General features: G+C 42.6%; 23 protein-coding genes. 17 read left to right on the forward strand and 6 right to left on the reverse strand.

The features are described 5' to 3' along the window. The first annotated feature begins 1,058 nt into the window (after window positions 1–1,058). The 14 genes from ACFI6L_RS14995 to ACFI6L_RS15060 all read left to right on the forward strand — a co-directional run bounded on the left by ACFI6L_RS14995 (window position 1,059) and on the right by ACFI6L_RS15060 (window position 10,698). On the forward strand, window positions 1,059–1,244 hold the full coding sequence (locus ACFI6L_RS14995) for a hypothetical protein (protein ID WP_462574330.1): 186 nt from the start codon (window positions 1,059–1,061) through the stop codon (window positions 1,242–1,244). A gap of 1,084 nt (window positions 1,245–2,328) precedes the next feature. Further along, window positions 2,329–2,565 (forward strand): hypothetical protein, encoded by a 237-nt coding sequence (locus ACFI6L_RS15000; protein ID WP_342326357.1) that lies wholly within the window; start codon window positions 2,329–2,331, stop codon window positions 2,563–2,565. 129 nt (window positions 2,566–2,694) lie between these two features. Further along, window positions 2,695–3,102: a hypothetical protein gene (locus ACFI6L_RS15005; protein ID WP_462574331.1), complete on the forward strand. Its 408-nt coding sequence runs from the start codon at window positions 2,695–2,697 to the stop codon at window positions 3,100–3,102. Between the two features lie 133 nt (window positions 3,103–3,235). Further along, window positions 3,236–3,817, forward strand: coding sequence for a hypothetical protein (locus tag ACFI6L_RS15010; protein ID WP_462574333.1), 582 nt, complete (start codon window positions 3,236–3,238; stop codon window positions 3,815–3,817). A 128-nt stretch (window positions 3,818–3,945) separates the two neighbouring features. Continuing rightward, entirely contained in the window at window positions 3,946–4,929 is a 984-nt protein-coding gene (locus tag ACFI6L_RS15015; protein WP_462574334.1) for a hypothetical protein, read from the forward strand. A 29-nt stretch (window positions 4,930–4,958) separates the two neighbouring features. Next, complete coding sequence (locus tag ACFI6L_RS15020; protein ID WP_342326355.1) at window positions 4,959–5,405, forward strand: hypothetical protein; 447 nt, start codon at window positions 4,959–4,961, stop codon at window positions 5,403–5,405. 122 nt (window positions 5,406–5,527) lie between these two features. After that, the gene (locus ACFI6L_RS15025) at window positions 5,528–5,881 is read left to right on the forward strand and encodes a hypothetical protein (RefSeq protein WP_131138440.1); all 354 of its coding nucleotides are present in this window, start codon (window positions 5,528–5,530) and stop codon (window positions 5,879–5,881) included. A gap of 117 nt (window positions 5,882–5,998) precedes the next feature. After that, a complete protein-coding gene (locus tag ACFI6L_RS15030; RefSeq protein ID WP_156078439.1) occupies window positions 5,999–6,364 on the forward strand; it encodes a DUF7674 family protein in 366 nt (121 codons plus the stop codon). Window positions 6,365–6,999: 635 nt separating this feature from the next. Then, window positions 7,000–7,452, forward strand: a complete 453-nt coding sequence (locus tag ACFI6L_RS15035) for a DUF3291 domain-containing protein (RefSeq protein WP_462574336.1) — start codon at window positions 7,000–7,002, stop codon at window positions 7,450–7,452. A 162-nt stretch (window positions 7,453–7,614) separates the two neighbouring features. Further along, window positions 7,615–7,884 (forward strand): hypothetical protein, encoded by a 270-nt coding sequence (locus ACFI6L_RS15040; protein WP_014949705.1) that lies wholly within the window; start codon window positions 7,615–7,617, stop codon window positions 7,882–7,884. Window positions 7,885–8,276: 392 nt separating this feature from the next. After that, complete coding sequence (locus tag ACFI6L_RS15045; RefSeq protein ID WP_014949707.1) at window positions 8,277–9,131, forward strand: acyl-CoA thioester hydrolase/BAAT C-terminal domain-containing protein; 855 nt, start codon at window positions 8,277–8,279, stop codon at window positions 9,129–9,131. A gap of 26 nt (window positions 9,132–9,157) precedes the next feature. Continuing rightward, window positions 9,158–9,526: an MmcQ/YjbR family DNA-binding protein gene (locus ACFI6L_RS15050; RefSeq protein WP_156078441.1), complete on the forward strand. Its 369-nt coding sequence runs from the start codon at window positions 9,158–9,160 to the stop codon at window positions 9,524–9,526. A 13-nt stretch (window positions 9,527–9,539) separates the two neighbouring features. Next, a complete protein-coding gene (locus ACFI6L_RS15055) occupies window positions 9,540–9,917 on the forward strand; it encodes a DUF3703 domain-containing protein (protein ID WP_462574338.1) in 378 nt (125 codons plus the stop codon). Continuing rightward, on the forward strand, window positions 9,907–10,698 hold the full coding sequence (locus tag ACFI6L_RS15060) for a PhzF family phenazine biosynthesis protein (RefSeq protein WP_462574339.1): 792 nt from the start codon (window positions 9,907–9,909) through the stop codon (window positions 10,696–10,698). The genes ACFI6L_RS15055 and ACFI6L_RS15060 overlap by 11 nt, the downstream gene beginning before the upstream one ends. A gap of 157 nt (window positions 10,699–10,855) precedes the next feature. On the opposite strand, the gene ggt is transcribed toward ACFI6L_RS15060, so the two are convergent. Both ggt and ACFI6L_RS15070 read right to left on the reverse strand, forming a co-directional pair. Beyond that, on the reverse strand, window positions 10,856–12,613 hold the full coding sequence (ggt, locus tag ACFI6L_RS15065) for a gamma-glutamyltransferase (protein WP_462574340.1): 1,758 nt from the start codon (window positions 12,611–12,613) through the stop codon (window positions 10,856–10,858). A 14-nt stretch (window positions 12,614–12,627) separates the two neighbouring features. Next, window positions 12,628–13,392 (reverse strand): enoyl-CoA hydratase, encoded by a 765-nt coding sequence (locus ACFI6L_RS15070; RefSeq protein WP_278711968.1) that lies wholly within the window; start codon window positions 13,390–13,392, stop codon window positions 12,628–12,630. 111 nt (window positions 13,393–13,503) lie between these two features. Between ACFI6L_RS15070 and rrtA the strand changes: the two genes are divergently transcribed. Continuing rightward, window positions 13,504–14,088: a rhombosortase gene (gene rrtA, locus ACFI6L_RS15075; RefSeq protein ID WP_014949713.1), complete on the forward strand. Its 585-nt coding sequence runs from the start codon at window positions 13,504–13,506 to the stop codon at window positions 14,086–14,088. Between the two features lie 205 nt (window positions 14,089–14,293). On the opposite strand, the gene ACFI6L_RS15080 is transcribed toward rrtA, so the two are convergent. Continuing rightward, entirely contained in the window at window positions 14,294–16,789 is a 2,496-nt protein-coding gene (locus tag ACFI6L_RS15080; protein WP_462574342.1) for a S9 family peptidase, read from the reverse strand. 177 nt (window positions 16,790–16,966) lie between these two features. On the opposite strand from ACFI6L_RS15080, the gene ACFI6L_RS15085 reads away from it, so the two are divergent. Further along, entirely contained in the window at window positions 16,967–17,521 is a 555-nt protein-coding gene (locus tag ACFI6L_RS15085; RefSeq protein WP_014949715.1) for a glutathione peroxidase, read from the forward strand. A gap of 170 nt (window positions 17,522–17,691) precedes the next feature. On the opposite strand, the gene ACFI6L_RS15090 is transcribed toward ACFI6L_RS15085, so the two are convergent. After that, window positions 17,692–18,294 (reverse strand): FMN-dependent NADH-azoreductase, encoded by a 603-nt coding sequence (locus tag ACFI6L_RS15090; protein WP_014949716.1) that lies wholly within the window; start codon window positions 18,292–18,294, stop codon window positions 17,692–17,694. Window positions 18,295–18,533: 239 nt separating this feature from the next. Between ACFI6L_RS15090 and ACFI6L_RS15095 the strand changes: the two genes are divergently transcribed. Continuing rightward, complete coding sequence (locus ACFI6L_RS15095) at window positions 18,534–20,996, forward strand: CHRD domain-containing protein (RefSeq protein WP_462574344.1); 2,463 nt, start codon at window positions 18,534–18,536, stop codon at window positions 20,994–20,996. A 110-nt stretch (window positions 20,997–21,106) separates the two neighbouring features. Here ACFI6L_RS15095 and ACFI6L_RS15100 read toward each other — a convergent pair whose 3' ends face one another. Then, on the reverse strand, window positions 21,107–22,348 hold the full coding sequence (locus ACFI6L_RS15100; RefSeq protein WP_081106090.1) for a cystathionine gamma-synthase family protein: 1,242 nt from the start codon (window positions 22,346–22,348) through the stop codon (window positions 21,107–21,109). 97 nt (window positions 22,349–22,445) lie between these two features. After that, window positions 22,446–23,081, reverse strand: a complete 636-nt coding sequence (locus ACFI6L_RS15105; RefSeq protein WP_462574345.1) for a 1-acyl-sn-glycerol-3-phosphate acyltransferase — start codon at window positions 23,079–23,081, stop codon at window positions 22,446–22,448. Window positions 23,082–23,274: the final 193 nt, after the last annotated feature.

Consider the following 23,274-nt stretch of genomic DNA (forward strand, 5'->3'; position numbering starts at 1 on the left):
ATCAAAAATAGGAATAAAATTAAATAATGTTGCTAGGTAGTATTGAGTTTACGGGTACTAACAACCCAATCAACACACTCACTGCGTTCGCTGGGACGCATACATGCGGGGCGGCTTCGCCATTATGCCCCACATGCCTGCGCCCGTTATTGGAAAGTTATAAACCATGGCGGAATCTGGGCTTAGACTCTTTTTTCAGTAGTCATAAACTTCTAGTTTTTCTTTTCAATTAACAGCGTTTACCCTCAACCATTCGACTGCGTAAACAACCCACTCTTTTCGGCCTTTCTTCGCAGATAATTCAAAAACGGCTACGACCAAGTACGTGAAAGGCTGTTTCCAGTTCTACAGTTGCTACATCAGCGGTTACTTGTGACGGCAAAACTCTTTTAAACATCGCTTTCGCTCAGTACGCGCCATGGCTGGTTGTTAAAAACATAAAAAGCAAATTGACAGCCGCACTCTTTTTACTTGCAGCTTTTACCTTAAATCATTTATAACAAACAAATTAAGTCATGCGCTGGCGCGCACTGGGCCGCTGCGCGATTATAGCCCCGCGTCTGCGCCCCTTATTTGGAAGTTAGAAGGCGTCAGCCTAAACTACGTTTGGCTTTGTAAAAATCTCAGTCCAACTACCCTCACCTGTTTTTACCAGCATCGCTTTAGCTTTTGGTAGTTTTAATATCGCCGCATTAACTTCAAAGGTTGCGCATTAGGCGCTTTATCGCCAAGTTCTTATTCTCAGTCAGCAAGCGCCAATGCGTTTCTTAGTTCAAATGGCGGCTTACTTCAGTCAAATCAAAAACATTACCACGCTGTCGTTTTACTTGTTTGTGTTAATAATCAATCGTATGCTGGCTGCATTACCTTTTAAAAAGGCCAACGAAACAGGCTCTGCTTCTAACAAAACGCTCAAGTCGTTCCCTTCGGTCACTGGGACGCTTACACGCGGGGCAACTTCGTTATTGTGCCCCACGCGCAATCGCCCCTTAGCTTAAAGTTATGTGTCAAAGGTAAATCAAGATAAGAAGGATTTTTAACTAGGAACTAAAATTGGTTTGTCATTCAGCTTTATTGGCTGTGCTGTCGGCGCTTACTTCGGTCTATCTCCTGTTTACTCTCAATTACAATCAGGTGTGTTATCGGGTTTAGAAGCCGGTCTAACCTTCAGTATCACGGGTATCTTTATTGGTAGTGTATTGGCTACTGCTAGCATTCTTTCTTCGAATAAGCATGCCCCATAACAAGCCAATAAACACACTCACTTCGTTCGCTGGGACGCATACACGCGGGGCGGCTTCGCCATTATGCCCCACATGTCTGCGCCCGTTATTGGAAAGTTAGGTGCTACAAGTGAAATGTCAGTGTCAAAGCATGGATATAAGAGTTACTGGCTGGAGAAATGATAGTTACTTCAATTCAATGCCTGAGATGCAAAGTTATGGGAATGGTTGGCAATCTATTCTCAAATGTTCAACTTGTTCTCAACATTGGCTAGTTGATCATTTCGACAAAGTGCAGTCACTATTTGCTGTGAAAATTGACTCTCCGACTGATGTCAGCAAAGATCATCTATTGAGGAAACACATAAGTGCGTTACTTAAAAAGTTCAATGGTTATTCAACTAATAATTGTCAATGTGCTGGCTGTAATGAATTGGCATTAAAAGGAAAGGCTTTTTGCCCTAAATGTTTGATTACAAAGCAAGGGGTCTATGAATAAGCTCGCACCTAACAAAAAAAATAAGTCACTCATTTCGTTCGCTGGGACGCAAACATGCGGGGCGGCTTCGCCATTTTCGCACACATGTCTGCGCCCCATATTTGGAAGTTAGTACCCTCGGAGCAGGAAGCTTGAAAGTAAAACCATCCAAAAAGCTATACCTTAAAATGCTGAGAAGTCTTCTAATAATTAGCGTTTTATTCGGTTTTACTGCATATGTCTGGTCAACTTCAGTGTATGAATGTATCTCTATCTTTTCATGGGACTTTTGCGGGTCTATTGGACAAGCAGAATTAATTTACCCGCTTTTTGCCTTAGACGTGTTCTTAGCATTTTATTTGCTATCGCCGTTTTTTACCTATTTCAGTTACCGTGAAATAATCAAAAATAGAAATAAAATTAAATAATGTTGCTAGGTAGTATCGGGTTTACGGGTACTAACAACCCAATCAACACACTCACTACGTTCGCTGGGACGCATACACGCGGAGCGGCTGCGCCATTATGCCCCACATGTCTGCGCCCGTTATTGGAAAGTTATACGAATAAGTGAAAAACTAAAAAATCACTGGTAGTCTTAATGTTCAATTGAAATAAGGAAGTTCTATGAAAAGTCATACAAAAGTAGCTTTATCAACTATCGCTTTTGCAACTGTAATTAGCTTGCAATCATACATCATGTATCAACAAAATCAGGCCAAACAGACTTTACAGGTCAAAGTAGACAAGCTTCAGCATCAAATCGACAAAACAAGTAAAGCTAATCAGGAACTTCTGTCAAAAATAGAGAGGCTGGAAAGCAATTTAGAGCTTAAACCTCGTAGCCTCCTTTCTATGAATTAGCTGGCTATTCGTATAACAACTCAATTAACTCGCTCACTTCGTTCGCTGGGACGCATACACGTGGGGCGGCTTTGCCATTATGCCCCACGTGCCTGCGCCCGTTATTGAAAAGTTAGCTGCAGGTGAAACATGGATGAACAAACCAATACAATTGTAGGATTAATACTTGGTGTAATTATGGCAATAATTACATGGGCGACTATTTCCAAACGTGAACAGCAGCTTGACGATCCGAATGACGATAGTGTGGTCTATCTCGACCAACTAGTTGCAACATCAACACTTCAGAGTGGTGGGAAATACCTTTTACGAGTGCTACGACAAAGTGGAAATTTACAAAAAGATGATCAGGTGTTTGATACACATGAGGCTGCTATAAAAGCTGCGATTTCTACTTTTAAGCGTGCAAAAATTGAATACGCATTTATCACAAAAAATACAAACGTAGAGTTCTTTTTTCGTCGTCCATACCATCACCACGGTGGTAGCGCGGAAGGTAAAAAAGTTGGAAGTGTAGAAATATATAAAATCGAGTAGCCTGCAGCTAACAAACGCATTAAATCGCTCGCAAGCTCGCTGGGACAGTAACACATGGGCACTGTCGCTTCGCTCTAATTATTGCCCATGTGTTACTGCCCTTTATGCGGGCGTTATATTTCAGGGAAGGGTTATGAGTAGAAAGGATGATTTGAGAACAAAGCTATCACAACTACGTAAACTGTCTGATAGTGGGGAACACAAAGAGCACAGCTTTAATACTGAAATCGCCTTTTTAGAAGACTTATTGGAAAAAGAAGACGAACAAAGCTTAGATGCAATTAATGACTTAATCATACACCTCCCGTCTGAAGAACACGATCCTGCGTTGATTGTTCTTAAAGGTCACCTCCTCATAGAGAAATTAGTTAGAAGATTCATTTCTAGTAGGTTAGTTAATCCAGAACCGTTTGAAAAATCACAAATAAACGCATTATCGTGTATTACTATTGCGGAAAGCATGTGCCTAGCGAATGAAGAGCCCAAATGGCTTTGGACACAGATAAAAGAGTTAAATGCAGTAAGAAACAAGCTCGCCCATAACCTTCCTAATGAAAAAATAGAACAGCGCATACATAACTTTGTTGCAACTGTTTCTGTTCGTGAAAACTTACATAGTAAAACTCTCACAGGTTGCATAGCAAGATTATACGGCATGTTAAAAGGGCTTTGTGAAGTGGCTGAATCCAGTGAATTCAGGTTGTACAAGCGATGAAATATAACAACTCAATAAACTCGCTCACTTCGTTCGCTGGGACGCATACACGCGGGGCGGCTTCGCCATTATGCCCCACATGTCTGCGCCCGTTATTGAAAAGTTAGCATTCATAGAGGTATCAAACATTGTTTGATCATGAAAAGTTTGATCATTATCCATTTGAAGAAATCCCATTAGAGCAAGACCTATATTTAATGGACGAAAAATTTCTGAATGAATATGAAAAGATGATGAGTCATTTTTTGAGTAACCCACAAAATAATGATTACGAACCTGTTGGATACGTTAGCTTTGTAGCGGCAAGAAAAATTCTAGCTAACTCTGTAGAGTTATCCTGGTATGCAAATGTCTCAGATCGATTTCATGAAGTTTCGATTATCTTAACAAAAGAAAATTTTGTACGTTGCATCGGGTGCTGGCAGTATGGTGAGAAACCAATTATCTTCGTTAATGGAGACTGGTTAAATAGCCTTTATGCTCGTTCTTTTTCTGTTTTCGCTATGGTTGACGCCATAGGAGTAAAACAGTATTTGGAAGAAGATAAACTCACTACAGCAATGCTCTGTTCATTGAGGGATCGTATCGATGCACTAGCAAGTGAGTATCCATCAGTATCATTTATATCCTTTGCGGATAGCTTACTTTTGAAAAGCAATTGGTCTGTAGGTGCGCATGATAATGATGTTACTTATAGTTACGAGCCTGAGCTTTTTGTTAAGTTGTCAGCAGAAATATCGACTATTTATCAAGAGTGTTTAGGTTTGCCAACCTATTCTGTCATTACACAAGGGCAAAACTCTTATTATGATGACAATCTACTTCATATATCAGATTCAAAAAATCATATATCTCTAAATAGCTTAGGAATTCCATTCGCTCAATTAATGGACATAGAGCATACTGCTCGAGCAAAAATTCGTGCGAAAGAACATAGTCCAGCGGAAGTTTATATGGATTCACAATATTATAATTCACTAAATTTCAAGTTAGACTTTGAAAAGCGTGAACAGCCTAAAGCTTCTTATTCGACAAAAATGGTCAGTAAGGATTGCGAATATTACTTTAATTCTGCTGCCACAATTATGGATAATCTGCGAACTGAATGCTAACAAGTGCATTAAGGGCGGACGCGTAACACTTGGCTCGCGCTCGTACCTCGCTTAGTTTAGCCAAGTGTTACTTGCCGCTTATGCAGGCGTTATGTTTTTCAGGGGAACAGGTGTACTTAGGTGATTGGGATAAAGCAATAGTAAGGAGCTTGCTGACATCTAGTTTACTGTTGCCAGCGATCTTTCTTATCGGCGCAGATAACTTACAAAGTTCCGAAATCCCTGGATTAATAGCAACTTTTTCGCTCTATATTGGAGTTTTCCTACTGGTATCTATAGCAGGCTGGTTAATTATCGGGTTTCCAGTTCACTGGCTGGCTTGTAAGTACAAAAAAACAAACTATTTGTTTTACATGGTTTTACCAGTTACCTTTTCACTGGTAAGTGGCACTACTAACGGCCCTTGGATACTTGGCGTAATTGCTTCGGTTCAGACTTTAATATTTCGGTATGTTGTTTTTAAAAACAAAACATAACAAAAAAATCAAGCTCGCCTACTGCGCAGGCTGGGACGCAAACATGTGGGCTGCTCACTTCGTTCGGATTTTAGCCCACATGCCTGCGCCCCTTATTTAAAAGTTAGCTACCAGAGAAAATTATGGAAGAATCGTTCTCTTTTTTAATGCAAAATCTATCTTTAATTCTATTGATTGCATTAGCGTCCAATTATTTTATCTTGCACTTCAGGAATCGAAACAGAGAACTTTTTGAGCTTATTGGAAACGAGGTACTGATTAATCGAACTAATAAGCTTCAGTTTACTCTAGCAAGCAAGAAAACTATTCCAATTGAGAGCGTTGTAAAAATTGAGGTTCACGGTAATAGATTAAGCCTCTTTCAAAACACCAGCAACGCAACTGATGTCTGGGTGCAACCTAAGCATCTAGAGAGTGAGATTGAAAAAGCAAAAAACGTGTTTAGCCATGCAGTTTTTTTAAACTGTGGTAGCTAACAACCCAATAAACTCACTCACTACCTTCACTGTGACGCATACACGCGGGGCGGCTTCGCCATTATGCTCAGCGCATTTGCGCCTCTTAGCTTAATGTTAGAAGCTTCTGGGAAATCAATGGCTAAATCAGAAATAAGACGATTCTTAAAAGAGATCCGCACTAAGTTTCCTGACGTTGTTCCTCTTATGGAAAAACATGAGAGTTGGGCGCTTACATTTCTAATGGGAGAGTTTGCAAATTTGACGACTATTTTGTTGAACCAAGGCGACTTAGAAGAAGCACTTGAGCAGTTGCAGTACATGAGCGAGAAACTAGATACTGCAACCGAAGCAGAATTCGAGTACATAGATGTTTATTATACAGAGCACTTATTCTGGAAAGGTACCAAAGAAGGTATTGAACGTGGCTGGCCTCTGGTACCAGATAATCTCAAAAAACTGTACTTGGACTTTCATGGTAAACCACCTAGGGTAGTGGTTTAGATAAGGTTGAGGGAAGTACAATTTTACAAAGTACGATTGATGGCTTTTGTGAAACTCAGCGCTCTAAAGATGTCTTTAAAAAATTAAAACGTTTTATATCCAATAAAGCGATTAAAAAGTCTGGTGTTCTATTTTTCCCTGAGGCTCACGGTAATCTGAGAAATGGTTGGCGATTAACCCCAATTCTAACTGGTGTGCCTGAGTTAGATGTTAAGCTTGAACCTTACAATTAAGAGTGTTTTAAACATAACAAACGCTTTAACCAAGGGACGAAAAACAGCAGGCTTGCGCTCCTTCGTCGCTAATTTTAGCCTGCTATTTTGCGCCAGTTTAGCTAGGCGTTATGCATCAAGGTAAATAATGAATCGAGCGCCCCTTTCAAAAGAACCAGTTAACCTATTTATTCTTTTAAAGATGGCCTACACCGATTCTTTGGGTGCCAATGTGCTGAACAGGCATCTGAGCAGACTGCTCAAGCAACTGTTTTAAAATTGGAGCTAACTATCCGTTTTCTCCATTCAAAAGTAAGTTATTTGGAAAATGCGTAAAGTAATTCCAAGACAGACACTTCAAAGTACTAGACCTAGTCTAACTTTATAAAACGCGTTCTCTAAGTTAAAAGTCAAGGAGACAATATGCATCTCGCTCAATTGAGTATTGGAAAAGTCAGGTTTAACTTGGAGTCCCCCGAAATGGCGGACTTTGTAAATAACTTAGACCCTATCAACGCCATTGCTGAACAAAGTCCAGGATTTATCTGGCGTTTGAAAGACGAATCAGGTGATGCCACTAATATAGAGGTAGAAAATAACCCAGATATCATTGTTAACATGTCTGTTTGGGAAAGCGTAGAGTCCCTTAAGAACTTCATGTTCAAGACGCATCACATTGATTTCCTTAAGCGTAAAAAAGAGTGGTTTTTGCCCTTAAGCGAAGCATCTTATGTGCTTTGGTGGATACCGAAGGGTCATATTCCAACCCTTCAGGAAGCTATCACTAAATTAGACCATCTTCGGGAAAATGGAGAATCTCAGGATGCATTTAGTTTTAAAAGTAGTTACCCCAAGCCTGAATTGGAGAATCATTGATGTTTCCAAGGTCAGAAGGCAAACTAGTAAGGAGCTCGAACTGGCCGTTGAAATACGTAATCACGGATCCCGACACGTAGATTCTAATTTTCGCACACGAGTTTCACATCTTAGATGGCTGCCGTGTTCTCTATTAGATAGTTTAATAAGAAAGGATATTTTATGAACTTATCGTTTTTACTTGTACTTTTTATCTCTTTTTTCACAATAAATATCCTACCTTGGGTTCTAGCACTTATATCTAAAAAGGCTTCTGGTAATAACAAGGTCATCTGGTTCTTGATGTCGTTTTTATTATCATGGCTAGGCTTTATCGTTTATTACTATCTTGTGATTAAGCCAGAATGGAAAGCTGAGTTAGAAAGAAAAAAATCAAAAAGAATACTCAGAAATGAAAATGGAATGCCTATTAAAATGTATGAGCAATCTTAAGGTGAAAATTGACACGCATTTTATCAACGCTTATATGTAGATGAACACTAGTGATAGTCTAAATCTATATTTTGAAGATTTACGAAGGAACGACAATGCCTATAAAAAAATGGACTTTACAATACCTAGTCGCATATCCCTTGCTGGCCACTATTTTTGCCAGTGTTCAATACTTTAAAGGCCAGTCTTTTTCCTACTCTCTTGAATTCGGGGTTACATGGGCTTTTATATCTATTTCTATATTTGCAGCTCGCCGCATTTACAATTTTAAAAAGCGGATCCATTGCGAAATATGCAACGATATACAAAATCATAAGACCATTGAATAATCGAGCGCGCTATTTCAGTTGAGTACTCAACCTTAATTTCATGTTAAAAAAACGGGTAAAAAAATGAAAACACAAACCTTACTTATCTATTTTTTCTTTTCCTTGCTAGTCTCTTTCTCGTGTGAAGCCTCTACGCGTTCGCTAAAAATAGAAGATGATGGTTTTGTTGCTACGTATTACTCTTCAGAGTCACAAGAACGTAAAGTTGGCGTTTTAGTGCTTGGAGGATCCGAAGGCGGCGTGCCAGAAAAGCTCGCTAGTCCAATCGTTGAAGCGGGATTCCCTACCCTAGCTTTAGCTTATTTTAAGGAAGAAGGCTTACCACCAGAGTTAGAGAGAATACCTCTTGAATATGTAATTCAGGCTATGTCGTGGTTAAAATCACAACCAGAAACCACGCCGGACGACATTATTGTAGTTGGCTGGTCGAAAGGCGCTGAACTGTCACTTCTTCTAGCGTCAAAAGAACCAAGTATTTCAAATGTGGTTGCTATTGCGCCTAGCTCTGTTGTTTGGGCAGGTATTTTGAAAGATTGGAGTAAAGTGCCTGGTTCCAGCTGGACTTACGACGGGCAAGACTTAGCGTTTGTTCCTTTCAACCCGTCGGGTGAAGTTAATGGTTTGCTAGATCTCTATACGCAATCTTTAGAAAATCGAGCAGACAACGGTAAAGCTAATATTCCTGTACAGAAAATCAGCGCCGATGTTGTGTTAATGACTGGCGAAAACGATGAAATTTGGCCCTCGCCTACTATGGCTGAAACAGTTTGTGAAAAAATGAATGCGCGCACTAAACATAAGTGTAAGCACATAAACTACCAAGGGGCAGACCACTTGCTTAACTACGAGTTCTTAAAAGAGGGTAGCGATATGAACCAAACCTTTATTAAGATGCTTACTAATCACAATAACCACTAGTCAGCTTCTTCAATAAATAGAATCATATGACCATTGATGAATTCAATCACTATTGCAAAGCACTCCCCCACACTACTCACGTCGTTCAGTGGGGGAGTTCAGAAGTATGGAAAGTAGGTGGTAAAGTCTTTGCTATAGGGAGCATTAGCAAGGACGGACACCCTGCTTTTACCTTTAAAACATCTGAGCAAAACTATTATTTTCTGGAAGAAAAGCCTGGCTATAGGCCTGCGCCCTATCTCGCTAGTCGTGGAATGAAATGGATACAACAGTACAATTGCGAGAGTGATGAAGATGAAGCGTTAAAATACTATTTAAGCGCATCTTATAAACTAGTATCGTTAGGGTTAACCAAGAAAATGCAAAAAGAGCTTGGTTTAAATCAACCTCAATAAAGGTACTTACACCATGTTCAAAGCAAAAGGCTTTACGCGCAATATTCGCCCTTATGTAGAAGATGAGTTGGCATTAGCCCGCAATGAGCAAAATTACGGAAATAAGGCTGAAGCCTTCGCTCATTTGGAAAATGCCCACGTTCTTGGTCAAGCCTCTACAAGGCTACACGTTAAAGTACACGTTCAAATGCTTTTATGGGCAGTGAGACAAGGCAATATTGGTGAGTTTTTTGGTCAACTTTTCAGAATTGCGGGCGCTGCCACAAAAACTGTATTTGGGCTAGTACCTCATGGAAATACAGGTGGCGCTAACGTTAGCCCATTTAAGGCAATGCCAATTAAACCAGACTTAAATACGATCATAAAAAAAGCGCGTTCGAATGAAAATTAAGATTAACGTTGTCGATGCATTTACCAATGTAAGGTTTAAGGGCAATCCTGCTGCAGTAGTTATAACGGGTAAATGGCTTAGCGATGAAAAAATGCAAGAAATCGCTGCTGAAAATAACCTTTCAGAAACCGCCTTTTTAGTTGAAGATGATAATGGCGTATTCGCTATACGTTGGTTTTCCCCTGTGACGGAAATCGATTTTTGTGGTCATGCAACGCTGGCATCCGCGTTCGTAATCTTTAGCGAAAATTACCAATTACCGCACATTTCTCTATTCGCCAAGTCGGTTGGGATGATGAAAGTCGTTAAAAAGAGCGACGGATTTATTCAGATGGATTTCCCTAATAGAATGCCCAGCCCTGTCGGTGAAGTGCCTGAAGCGTTACTAAAAGGGCTCTCTATCAAGCCCAAAAGCATTTTAAAAAATAACCAAGCCTACTTTGCTGTTTATTCTAACGAAGACGACGTTTTAAGCGTAATTCAAGACAGCGAACAACTAAAAACACTAGCGCCTTATGATGTGGTAGTGACAGCGCCTGGTACGCAATTTGATTTTGTTTCGCGTTATTTTTGGCCTGCGAATGGCGGTGATGAAGACTCGGTTACCGGTTCAATCCACACTGGGCTAGCGCCTTATTGGGCAAAAGTATTTGGACGATCAAAACTTATGGCTTATCAGGCATCTAAACGAGGCGGCACATTAAAATGTGAGGTGGCAGGTGACCGCGTGCTTATTTCTGGCCAAGCGGTGTCTTACCTTGAAGGTTATATTAATATTTGATGGTTGATTGCCTTACACGAACTAGTCGATAAAAGAGAACTCTTCTCTCGAGTGTTGCTGCCCGCCTCAAACAAAAAAGCGGAAGATATCTAACCTTCCGCTTTCACTCACCCAACAGCACATTGCTGCATCTAGTTTTAACTAGGCAAATGTAATATTAGCGCCCTACTGCAATGCCCTCTCTGCGAGGATCTGCGCCGCCAATTAATTTACCTGATTTAAACTGAATGCCATGAAGACCGCTGTTTAAATCCACTACTTTAACGTTATGGCCGAGTGCCTTTAACGGCTCTTCAAGCTCAGCTATTGGTGTGCCCTTCTCTAACGCAGTGTAGTCGTTTCGATTAGTAATTTTAGGAAGATTGATGGCTTGCTGAATATCCAAGCCAAAGTCTAAAACTCCAATTAGGGTTTGAGCGACGTAGCTTACAATTCTAGAGCCGCCCGGCGAGCCTACAACCACCTCTAAATTCCCTTCTTTGTCGAACACCATTGTAGGGCTCATAGCACTTCTAGGACGCTTACCAGGCTCTACGCGATTTGGTACTGGAAAACGGTTTTTGGTTGGCGAAAATGAAAAGTCGGTAAGCTGATTATTAAGCAGGAAGCCTTCTACCATAATCCCAGAACCAAACATAAATTCAATGCTGGTAGTCATTGATACTGCATTGCCCTCTTTGTCTACTATAGAAACGTGTGAGGTATTGGGCAGCTCCATTGACGTACCAAGTGCTACATTCGCATCGGCGTAGGGATTGCCCGCGCGTTTGCGGCGCCACTCTTTATCAACAGCAATACTCTCGGCTCGGCGCTGAAGATAAGCGGTATTAATCATGGCCGCAAACGGCAAGTTAGTAAAATCGCTATCCGCAATGAACTTCTCGCGGTCGGCATATGAAAGCGCACTAGCTTGCGTATATAGGTTGGCAAACTCTACTGAATCCGGTGCGTATTGACTAAGGTTAAAACCTTCTAACATTTTTAGAATTTGATAAACGTTTACGCCACCTGAGCTAGGTGGTGCCATACCGCAAATGCGTTTTTCGTGGTACAGGCCACATACGGGTTCACGTTTTACTGGTTCGTAGCTTGCTAAGTCTTCCAACGACATTTGGCCAGGGTTAATCTCCGCATTATTAACCGCTTCCACTATTTTTTCGGCAACTTCGCCTTTCAGTAAATAATCGCTGCCTTTTTCAGCAATACCTCTTAAGGTTTTAGCCAGCTTCTTATTTTTCTTTACCGTGCCTTCTTTTAACGGCAGGCCTGCCGGGAAGAAGTAAGTAGAGCTTGCAGGAAAAGTTTTCAGGCCAGGGTGATAGTCTAATGCAACAAGTTTGGCTAAACGCGGCGATACTTTAAAGCCGTCTTCAGCTGTTTTGATTGTATCGTCGAACAGCGTATTCCAAGGCAGCTTGCCGAACTCGCCCTGAGCGATTTCTAGCGCTTTTACTGCTCCAGGCACGCCAACTGACTTACCGCCTACTACGGCATCTAACCAGCGCATTGGTTTATTACCTTCAATAAACCAATGAGAATTGACAGCTTTCGGTGCTGTTTCACGGCCGTCAAAGGTGTGAAGTACTTTGTTCTTATTATCCCAATAAAGGATAAACGCACCACCACCAATACCTGACGATTGTGGTTCAACCAGCGAAAGCATCGATTGCACAGCTACCGCTGCATCGATCGCACTTCCGCCCTTTTCTAAAATATTCTTTCCCGCCCAAGACGCATAGGGATTTGCCGCTACAACCATATAATCTTCGGCTTCAAATGCCTTTTTCTCTATGTAGCCTGTTGCCGCTTCTGGTTCTCCGACTTCACGTGTTTGCTTCGCGTTCGCACCAAAAATAAAACAGCTAGATAATGCAAGAGTTACCACTGAAGCTCTGAAAAAAGCACTGCGTCTCAAAATAATACTTCCTCTTATTTAAATTTTTCGGGGTTTATTGGGCGTTTTTTAAGAAACGCATCAAACGCTTCTTGAGCTGCGGTTGTGCCCAACGCTTCTAAAAATATATCAAACTCTTCGTTCATTTGTTGGTTTGTTCGCTCTCCGTCACCTTTTAATAGCGCTTTTGTTTGTTTAAGCGAAAATGAAGGCTTGGCGACGAGTTTCTCTACCGTAGTTTGAACCGTTTGATCTATTTCGTGAGCGTCGACAATTTTTGTCAGAATACCAAATTGATAAGCATCAGCAGAGGTAAAGGGTTCGCCCAGCATTAGCCACTCTGCCGCCTTTATATGACCCGCAACCTTAGGCAAAAGATAACTTGATGCATATTCAGGAACAAGCCCTAAGTTGATGAATGGTAGAACAAATCGGGTATCTGGAGTGGCGTAAACAAAATCGCAATGAAGTAAAAGCGTTGTGCCTATGCCCACTGCTAATCCGTGAACTTGTGCAATAACCGGTAAATTACATGCCGCCAAAGCTCGCATAAAGGCAGCTGTTTCTGGCACCTGAGCGTGATCTTGTTGCTGTGCGAAGTCTCCAATGTCATTTCCTGCAGTAAAACAATCGCCCGCGCCTTTAATAACCACCACTTTGGTTGAGCCATCGTTTTTAACACCTAATATGGCATTCGCCATTTCTTGATACATGTCGCGTGTTAACGCATTTTTCTTATCGGTTCGGTTAAGTGTAATGGTTAAGCATTGCTGAATTGTTTCGGTAATAATGTAAGACATAATTACTCCTTTACTGTCGTCTTTTTGTTTTGGGCGTACTTCAGTTTTCACCCTGTAGGCAATTTCTGTATCATAGCCAGCAAATTCTAATTTCAAAAATAACTAACACTGATGATGTCACTGCCGTTTTCGCTTAAGTATAGCGCTGGTCCTTTATTTATTGCGCTATGCTCCGTTGTCGCGTTTTTCTTTGAGCCTATGTCTGGCAATTATTTGGCTTACGACAGGTACGCCATTCAAGGCCTGGAAACTTGGCGAATAGTCAGCGGCAATATCGTGCATACCAATGGCTACCACCTACTTTTAAATTTAGCAGGTCTGGCGCTATTGTGGGCCCTACACGGTGAACATTATCGCATTGGTTTGTACTTAAAAGTTTTTGTATGGTGCTGCTTAGGAACCAGTGTCGGGCTTTATTTCTTCTCTCCAGATCTAATATGGTACGCGGGGTTGTCTGGCGCATTACACGGTATTTTCGCATGGGGCGCCTGTGTTGATATAAAAGAGAAAATGAAGTCGGGTTGGTTATTGCTTATAGGTCTAGCCATCAAGGTGGGATACGAACAAATTGACGGTAGTAGCGAACAAGTTGCAAACCTGATTGACGCCAAAGTTGCCGTAGACGCCCATTTATTTGGTGCGCTTACGGGTATCGCAATCTTTTTACTTATGTTTATTACGGCGAAAAGAAAATAGAAACTCGAGCGATATAGCGTCACTCTTTTTGCGCATTTTGATTTGTTAAAACAGATTAACGTGCTGAAGCAAAAAAGAAGATTTAAAAAAAGGCCCTAATTCATTGAATTTGGGCCTTTTTTGTAAGCTTTTTCCGTCCTTAATAGCTACCGCGCTGTGAGCAACTCAGTGGCTCTTAATCACTGGGTTGCACTCGCAGTTTTGCCTATAAGTTTTCTTCGAATAGCTTGTATATACGACGGTATTCATCAAGCCAAGAGCTTGGCTGCACAAAGCCATGTGGCTCTACCGGATAAATGGCCGTTTCAAAATCTTCTTTCTCAAGCTCGATAAGGCGCTGTACCAATCGCACGGTGTCGTGGAAAAACACGTTGTCATCAACCATTGGCGCATTGATAAGCAAAGGCTTTTCTAGTCCATCGGCAAAATAAATCGGCGAGCTACGCTCAAAAGCGATGGGATCGATATCAGGCGTATTCAGTATGTTTGCCGTATATGGCGTGTTGTAATGGGCCCAATCGGTTACTGGACGAAGTGCTGCACCTGCCGCAAACAGATCTGGCGCGGTAAACATAGACATAAAGGTTAAGAAGCCGCCGTATGAACCGCCGTATGTGCCAATACGCTCACGATCTACATTTGCATTTTCAACAAGCCAGTTAACACCATCACGCAAATCTTGCACTTCAGGCGTACCCATTTGACGATAAATAGCGGTTCGCCAATCACGTCCGTAGCCAGCACTAGCGCGATAGTCCATATCTAGTACGACATAGCCTTGCTGCACGAGCATGCTATGGAACATGTATTCTCGGAAGTAACCAGACCACCCCATGTGGGCGTTTTGCAAGTAGCCTGCACCGTGATTAAACACTACCGCTTTATTTGGTGCCGTCTTGTCGTAATTTTCCGGTAAATATACTCGTGCGTAAATAGGTGCATCGGTATGCGACGATTCAATAGCAACGATGTTAGGCACCGCCCATGGAAGTGCATTAAAATCAGCACTGGTGCTTTGCGTGATTTGCTTTGCCGCTGTTGTTTCGTTTGCTGGCTTAACGTAAAGCTCTTGTGGTTGATTCACCTTGCTATGGCTTAGCAACAAATTTTTACCATCAGGGCTAAGTGAATAGTCTGTCATACCATTCAAATCAGTCATGGTATCGATGGTATTGTCACTTAAATCAGCACGATAAACTTCGTAAAGCCCCGGGTGCTCCATGTTAGCTTTAAAGTAGATATAATTGTCATCGCTAGAAAGCGTTAAATCGTCAACAATAAAACGGCCGCTGGTTAGCGCGACAGGCTTCTCGCCAGGCTTTTGAACGTATAAGTGAGAATAACCAGTATGCTCAGACTGATAGTAAAGTGTTTCGCTGTCATTTAGCCAATCAAACGCGTTGAAACGGTAGTTTACCCACGCATCGTCATGAAGCCTATGTTGGTTTTCTAGCGTTTTATTCGCTAAGTCGACCGTTGCAATCCAGCGGTCTTTGTTGTCCCACGCTTCTAGCATGACGGCAACAGCGTTACCGTTTTTGTGCCAGCGAATCGAAGGCTTAGTCCAATACCAGCTTTGCAGTAAGGTAATGTCGCGCGGCAAACGATTAACTTCATAGGTCTCGCCTTTTGCCTTCGCGTTTTCTGCTTTTACGTCAGCAAGTACGTCGTCATTGTAGCCAGGCAAATTAAAGTATTTAAGTTCACTCTTCTCGCCAGTTTTCAAATTAAGCAGCCACAGTTCATGATTTACCGATTCTGCATCTGCAACACGTTGGCGTACCGGCTTCGCGGCAATGCGGCTGTCTTCTTGGATATAATGCGGCATGATGTCGCTGTCATCACGAGTCGGCTTACTTTCCGTGGTGGCGACTACTGCAAAGTTACCCGCAGGTGATACGCTAATACCCGCTAGTCGATGTGACTTATCAAAGTAAAAAGGCGTAGGTGCTACACTGCTGTTTTCTTTGGCCAACGCTTTATGCGCGTCGTCTTTTTCTTGCCTGTTTTTGCGCTGTAGTTTGATGTATTCCACCAGCGACTGCTGCTGCCCGGCAATATAATCTTTAGGCGGCTCAACCGCTTTAGGCTCGTCGCTAAACTCCCAGCTCAATAATTCTTCGCGGGTGCCGTTTGATAGGTCTATAGCAATAAATTTGTTACCGCTTAACGCCATTAAGCGGCCATCAGTCATAAATGAAAGCGTTGACAGCGCATTCCCGCCACGCGCGATACGCACGGTTTCACCGTTGGTAAATTGCACATAAACACTGTCTTCAAATGAATAAGCAATTACTCCATCATTTCTTACTACACGTTCGTCAAAACGATACTTGTGCAAATCTGACAACGGTGCTTTTACGGCATTTGCAGGGTTTGAGAGTTCAGCAACATAAACATCTGTTAACGCGCTATTCTGTCTTTCTTTTTCAAAAACAATTTTATCGCCATTGACCGACCACCCCATACCTTCGGGTAGCGCGCCCATCCATTGAGGGTCTGACATTATTTGCTTTAAAGTAATTTCACCATTTTTAGCGCTGTTCTGAGGCGCGACATCTGGTGTAACGGTTTGCTGGACAGTGGCAGCAGGAAGCGATGTAGACGCTGTTTGGCTAGATGGTTCGTTAGTCGTGCTTGCACATCCGCCCAACGCAAAAGTAACGCTAGCCGCGATGAGTAAAGAAGAGTATTTTTTCATTATTTTAAGTCGTTGTTATGTAAAAAACGTTAACATTATACGCAGAGCAGTTACCAATGCGCCAACGTTCATCGATTGAGATAGTGAACCAAACGTAAACCATCTGCGTTTATGGTTGTGAAACTGGTCTGTCGGCCTGAACAAAATAACAAAAATTCACTGATGAGGTAAAACACTATGAAAGCGAAAGGTTTTGTACCTGCGTTGCTTGCGCTCAGCTTTTTCACGACTCCTAGCTTTGCGAGCGAGTGCCCCAGCGTACTAAAGTTCATGAAGCGTAAGCTCAACTCACAAGAAACAGTGAATTTGTGTAACGAATATGCCGGAAAGACCCTTTTAGTGGTGAACACAGCCAGCTATTGCGGCTACACGCCACAATTTGAAGGTTTAGAAGCCCTTTATAGTGACTACAAAGACAAAGATTTTGTAGTACTTGGCTTCCCGTCGCACGATTTTAACCAAGAAGATAATGATGAAGGCAAAACGGCAGAACTGTGTGAATTGACTTATGGCGTAAAGTTTCCGATGTTTGAACCGATATCGGTAAAAGGTGAAGACGCCGATCCTATGTATAGAATGCTAAAAACCGCCACCGGCAAAGCGCCATCATGGAACTTTAATAAGTACCTTATTGACAGCTCCGGTAAGCAAATAACCCACTACCCTAGTTCAACAAAGCCTACTGATCCGGCTTTTATCGCTGACATAGAGGCACTCCTCAAAAGCGAATAAAACCGCGAATATCAACGCTGCTTATAGGTCACACCAAACTAGAATCTAAAAGCCGCGCATAAAAAAGCCCCGCGTAACACGCGGGGCAATCAAGCACACTCAACTTGGAACACACTTTTAGCTGAAAACATACTTCCTACGTTTTAGCTAACTGCATTAATTTAGTGTGTTTAGTTGTTGGTTAGTTCAATAATTTTTTCGCTTGCTTCAGAAAAAGCCTTGTTTGCTTGCTCTTCGCCCATGTTAAGTCCTTCAGCGTAAACGAATTTAACGTCACTGATACCAACAAAATTTAAAAAGTGTTTTAAATACGGCGTTTGCGTATCAAAGTCTGAACCTGCATACACACCACCACGCGCGGCAAAAACAGTCGCTGATTTATTTTCTAGCAATCCGACAGGACCTGTCTCGGTATACTTAAATGTTATACCAGCTCTTGCAATACGGTCGAAGTAAGCTTTTAAGCTCGATGGGATGCCAAAGTTGTACATTGGCACGGCTAGCACAATTTCGTCAGCCGCTTTTACTGCTTCAACAATGTCATCAGAGACTTTTGCCAATGCCTGTTGTGATTCATTTCGCTCAGACGCCTCAGTCATCCACGCTTGCATTTCTTCACCTGTTAAATGAGGCAGTGCTAGAGAGGCAACATCCACGCGGTTAATGTGCACAGAACCGTCATTCTCAATTTTTGAAAGGTACTCGTTTGCAAGCTTTGAAGAATTACCTTGGTTGCCATTTAGGCTGGAAAATATAGCCAGTACTTTTTTCATGCCGAACTCCAATATTCGTTGTTTCGATAATATATGGCTATACTACGGCAATCGGGTGGGATGAAAATATCAAAAACATGAAGGCTTCGTTCTATTTTGTAGAACAAACTGCCTAGGAAAAGAATAAATGTGAAATTATTGAAAACATTACATTACGTTAATGTTGCAAGGAGGTTGATCTTCTCTTATTTGCTCAGCGTAACCGAGTTTGCCACAACACAATTAAGAGGATACAAAATATGAGAAGGACCAAAGCGCTCCTTGCATGTTCAATATTACCACTGTTTTTAATTGGCTGCTCGGATGACGACGATGTCGTACAAGAGCCCACACCCGCCCCAGAATACGCAAACGTTCGAGTTGTTCACGCAGCATCAGACGCACCAATGGTAAATATCACTGCTAATGACGCCATACTCAACGATCTTGAAAGCGTTGATTACCAAGTTGCTTCATCTCGCTTCGAAGTCGAGACAGGCATGTACGATATTGGTGTTACAGGCATTCTTCCAGGTGAAAACGCTGAAGTGCTGCAAGCTGACGTTACTTTAGAAGCTGACATGAACTACGATATTTTTGCCGTAGGTAATGTTGGCGATGAGTCGTTATCGCTTTTAACAGTGACCAGTATGGAAACCGCAGTTGACGCGGGTAATGCTCAAGTACAGATTGTACATGCAGCATCAATGGCTCCTATGGTTGATATTTATGTTACGGCACCAGATACAGATATCACTGCCGAGCAGCCGCTTGTTACTGCTGAATTTACTGACGCGACAGATTTGATTCAAGTACCCGCGGGCGATTATCAAATTCGTATTACACCGGCCGGTGAGACAACGGTTGTATACGACTCTGGTACGGTAAACCTTGCAGACGGTGCCGATTTGCTTATCGCTGCTACTAATAACGTAGGTACAGGCGATTCACCAGTAACATTACTGGCCGCGGACGGTGATGGAAGCTTCAAGATATGGGATGCAGAAGCAGGTGCTGCTATCCGCGTTGTGCACGGTATCAGCGACGCACCAGCGGTCGATGTTGTAGCAAATAACGAAATAGTATTGGTGGACGGAATACAGTTCCCGCGCACCACAGACTATTTGTCTGTTGCAGCCGGTGACTATCTCATTGACGTTGTAGCCGATAGCGACAACAGTGTTGTGGCAATTGACGATGCTGAGTTGACGCTAGAAGTAGGTATGTCTTATACCGCTATTGCAAACAACGTTTTGGCTGCACCAGAACTTGATGTGCTTGTTGATATGCCCCGCTCGGTAGCGACTGAAGCGAAAGTGCGTATTGTACATGCTTCACCTTCAGCGGGTAACGTCGATATTTACGTAACCGCAGATGGCGAAATTGATGCGGTTGACCCGGCATTTGCCGATATTGCCTATGAGACTGGCGAGCTTGTTGAAACAGGTTACGTAAGTCTTGCAGAAGGTGACTACGTAGTTACGGTTACACCAACAGGTACCAAAACAGTAGCGATAGAAACCGGCGTTTTAACGCTTGAGAATGGTGAGATTTACACTGCTATCGCACTAGATGGCGCGATGGAAGGTGATTTACCTCAATTGGCGTTGCTTGATGGCCTAGCACCACCTCCACCAGCTTTTAATGCTGACATGACTTACAATGTAAACTTAAGTGGGTCACAAGAAGTGCCTGCCGTAACTACTATGTCTATGGCAACTGCAGTGGTCGAAATTGACGAAGACTTACCGGCGTTTAGCGTAAGTGTTGACGTATCAGGCTTAACGGATGTTACTGGTGTACACGTACACGATGGCGGCATTGGTATGAATGGGCCGGTTGCTTTCCCACTGACAGATGCTGGTAATGGAACTTATGTTCTCGCTGAAACTAATATTTCACCTAGCAATTTAGACGCGCTAACTAGCGGTGAGTGGTATTTAAATGTTCACACTACCGCTAACCCTAATGGCGAAGTGCGTGGTCAGATTGTTCCCGATACAACTGCGGTAGTAACATTCTCACTAAGCGGCAGCCAAGAGGTACCAGCAGTTGACACCATGGCAATGGGGTCTGGCTATGCGCTCTTCGACACCACAAACAACAACGTTTCTCTTGTGGCGGTAACCACTATTGAAAATGCGACTATGGCGCACATTCATACTGGGTTTGCTGGTGAAAATGGTGACGTGCTTGTAGGACTTGTGGAAAGTGAAAGCACCGCTGGCGTTTGGATGACAGACGGAAGCATAGCACTAGATGAAGCTACAGCTACGCAACTACTGGCAGGTGGTCATTATGTGAATGTGCATACAGCAGCTAATACTGGTGGTGAAATTCGCGGCCAAATCACACCTGATAATATTGAAGTGTACGGCATCATTGCCAACGGCCTACAAGAAGTGCCTGCAGTAACTACGACAGCAAGCGGCGCTGGTGCATTTACTTTGAATACATCTACAGGTGCACTGTCAGGCAGCGTAACCATTACCGGTATGACAGCAAACATGGCTCACATTCACGAGGGTGAAATGGGCGTAAATGGAGACGTTCTAATTGGACTTACTGCCGGTACCAGCGGTATGTGGTCTGTGCCAGCTAATACTACATTAACCACTGAGCAAATGAATGTTATGGCAGACGGAGGTCTTTACACTAACTTCCACTCAGATGCATTCCCAAGCGGAGAAATTCGTGGACAAATTACGCTAGGTTTTGACTAGTCAAAAATAGCTGAACCCATTGTGTTTCAATTATATTGAGACCCAATTAATCTAAAATAAAAAAAGGGGCAAACGCCCCTTTTTTGTGTTTCTCGACAAGAAGATTTTATCTATATGGTATTTAGCGCCGTGTCGAAATCTGCAATCAGATCCTGAGTGTCTTCAATACCTACCGAAATACGCAGCATGGTATCGGAAATACCCATTAACTCACGCTCGTCTGCCGTGTTCTCAAAATAAATAGTAGGCGCAACTGGTAGCGCTAAGGTGCGATTATCCCCTAAGTGCGTGGCGCAAATAACTAACTTCATTTCGTTTAAAAACGCCACTGGATCAGCACCGTCGATAAGGTCAAAACTCAAAATTGCGCCATAGCCGTCGTTTAGGTATTCCCGTGCCATGAAATGCTGAGGGTGGTCGGCAAGACCTGGATAAAAGACTTTAGATACCTTGGGGTGATTATCTAGGAACGTCGCCAACTGCATAGCATTATGCTGACTTCGTGATAAACGTAAATCTAAGGTTTCCATGCCTAGGGCAATGGCCGTCGCTGATTGCGGTGCCAATGTAGCGCCTAAATCGCGTAAACCTTTCTTTTTAATTTGCGTAATGCCCCACTGTGCAGTATCTGCAACCTGATAAGCTGGTTTTAGATTACTAAACTTAGTCCAGTCATAGTTACCCGTATCAATGACAGCACCACCTAAAACGTTACCGTGACCTGCAATGTATTTTGTCAGCGAGCAAAACACTAACGACGCTTTAACATCTTTAGCGTAAAAAACAGGGGGTGGCGTCATGGTGTTATCAACCATAAACAGCATGTGCTTCTCTTCACAGAATTGACCAATGGCGTGAAGGTCGGCCACCTGTGTCACAGGGTTAGCTACGGTTTCGGTGTAAACGCCTTTTGTGTTTGGCTGGTAAGCTTCTTTGACTTGCTGAATGTCGGTCACATCTGTGTAGGTAACCTGCACACCAAAATCTTTAATGGTTTCAAAAAAGCTTCGCGTATTACCAAATAGGTATTGGCTTACAATTAAATGGTCGCCGGCTTTGAGTAAAGCAAATAACGAGCTGCTTATCGCCGCCATTCCGGTTGAGTAACACAAAGTACCTACACCGCCTTCCAGATCATTAAGCATATTTTGCAATGCCGCCACAGAAGGTGACGATGAACGAGAATAAACATGAGCAGCTCGTTTACCTTGAAACGCATCGATGATGCCCTGCGCATCTTTAAACTCGAAAAGAACTGAATTAGACGTGCTGCTGTGAACACCACCATGTTCAGGCGTATTTAGCATGCGATCAGAATGAACCTGACGGGTTGTGAATCCCAATTTTGTCACGGGTGAAGCTCCGAAAATAGATGTTTGCGACCGAGCCGAGTGCGCACCAGTACTCTGAGTTGATACGGTTGCGTACTTACCACTTCAATAGAAATGATTATGGCTTTGTAATGCAGTTTTTAGGATATTTTGCGCAAACATTATCATAAAACGTATAAATAGTTTGCATTTGTTCATCTATGTTAGTCACTTTCTGAATAATTGGCCCCAACACGATCATTTTTCTGGTGTAGTCCAACCCAATGACTTGTATAGGAATTTCGGCTTCTCGTGCAATGTGCATAAAGCCTGTTTTCCATGGATAAATGGGGCTCCGTGTACCCTCTGGCGCTAACGCGAGTATTAATTGATCGGCTTCCTTTATCTTATTTGCAATAGACGTGACCACCCCATGCGCTTTACTTCTCTCTATAGGAATGCCGCCTAGCCTTTTAACAATAGCGCCCAAAGGGGGCGCAAAGATGGTGTGCTTTCCGAAAAAATTAATGTTTAGCTTAAAGGAAAAAACCACGAACAAGCCAATAAAGAAGTCCCAGTTCGATGTATGCGGTGCTACCGCTAAAATGGCTTTTTTCTGATTGATTAGTTCACCTTCTACACGCCAGCCCCTTTTTGTCAGCACCCAAGCTGCGAACGACGACAACCAGTTGGGCCACTTGCGAGGGACATGCTCTCCAACGTTGACACTATTGGCCCGTTGAGAGTGGGTTTGAGGGTGTGAGGTTTCTGTCATTATTATTATGCTCTGCTTACTACACTTAGGTTATCTATTTGCTAATTTATTTTCTGAGGCTTCGAAGTGGAATGCCGTAACGAAAAGCGCTTTACTTTCCATATTGTACCCTCATATTAATTAGCAGAGTAAACCGTTGGAGTGTGCGCAGTTTGGCGAAGAGTAATCAAAATGGGTTTGTAACGCAATTGTT

This window comes from Alteromonas sp. G4i35, from assembly GCF_054960375.1.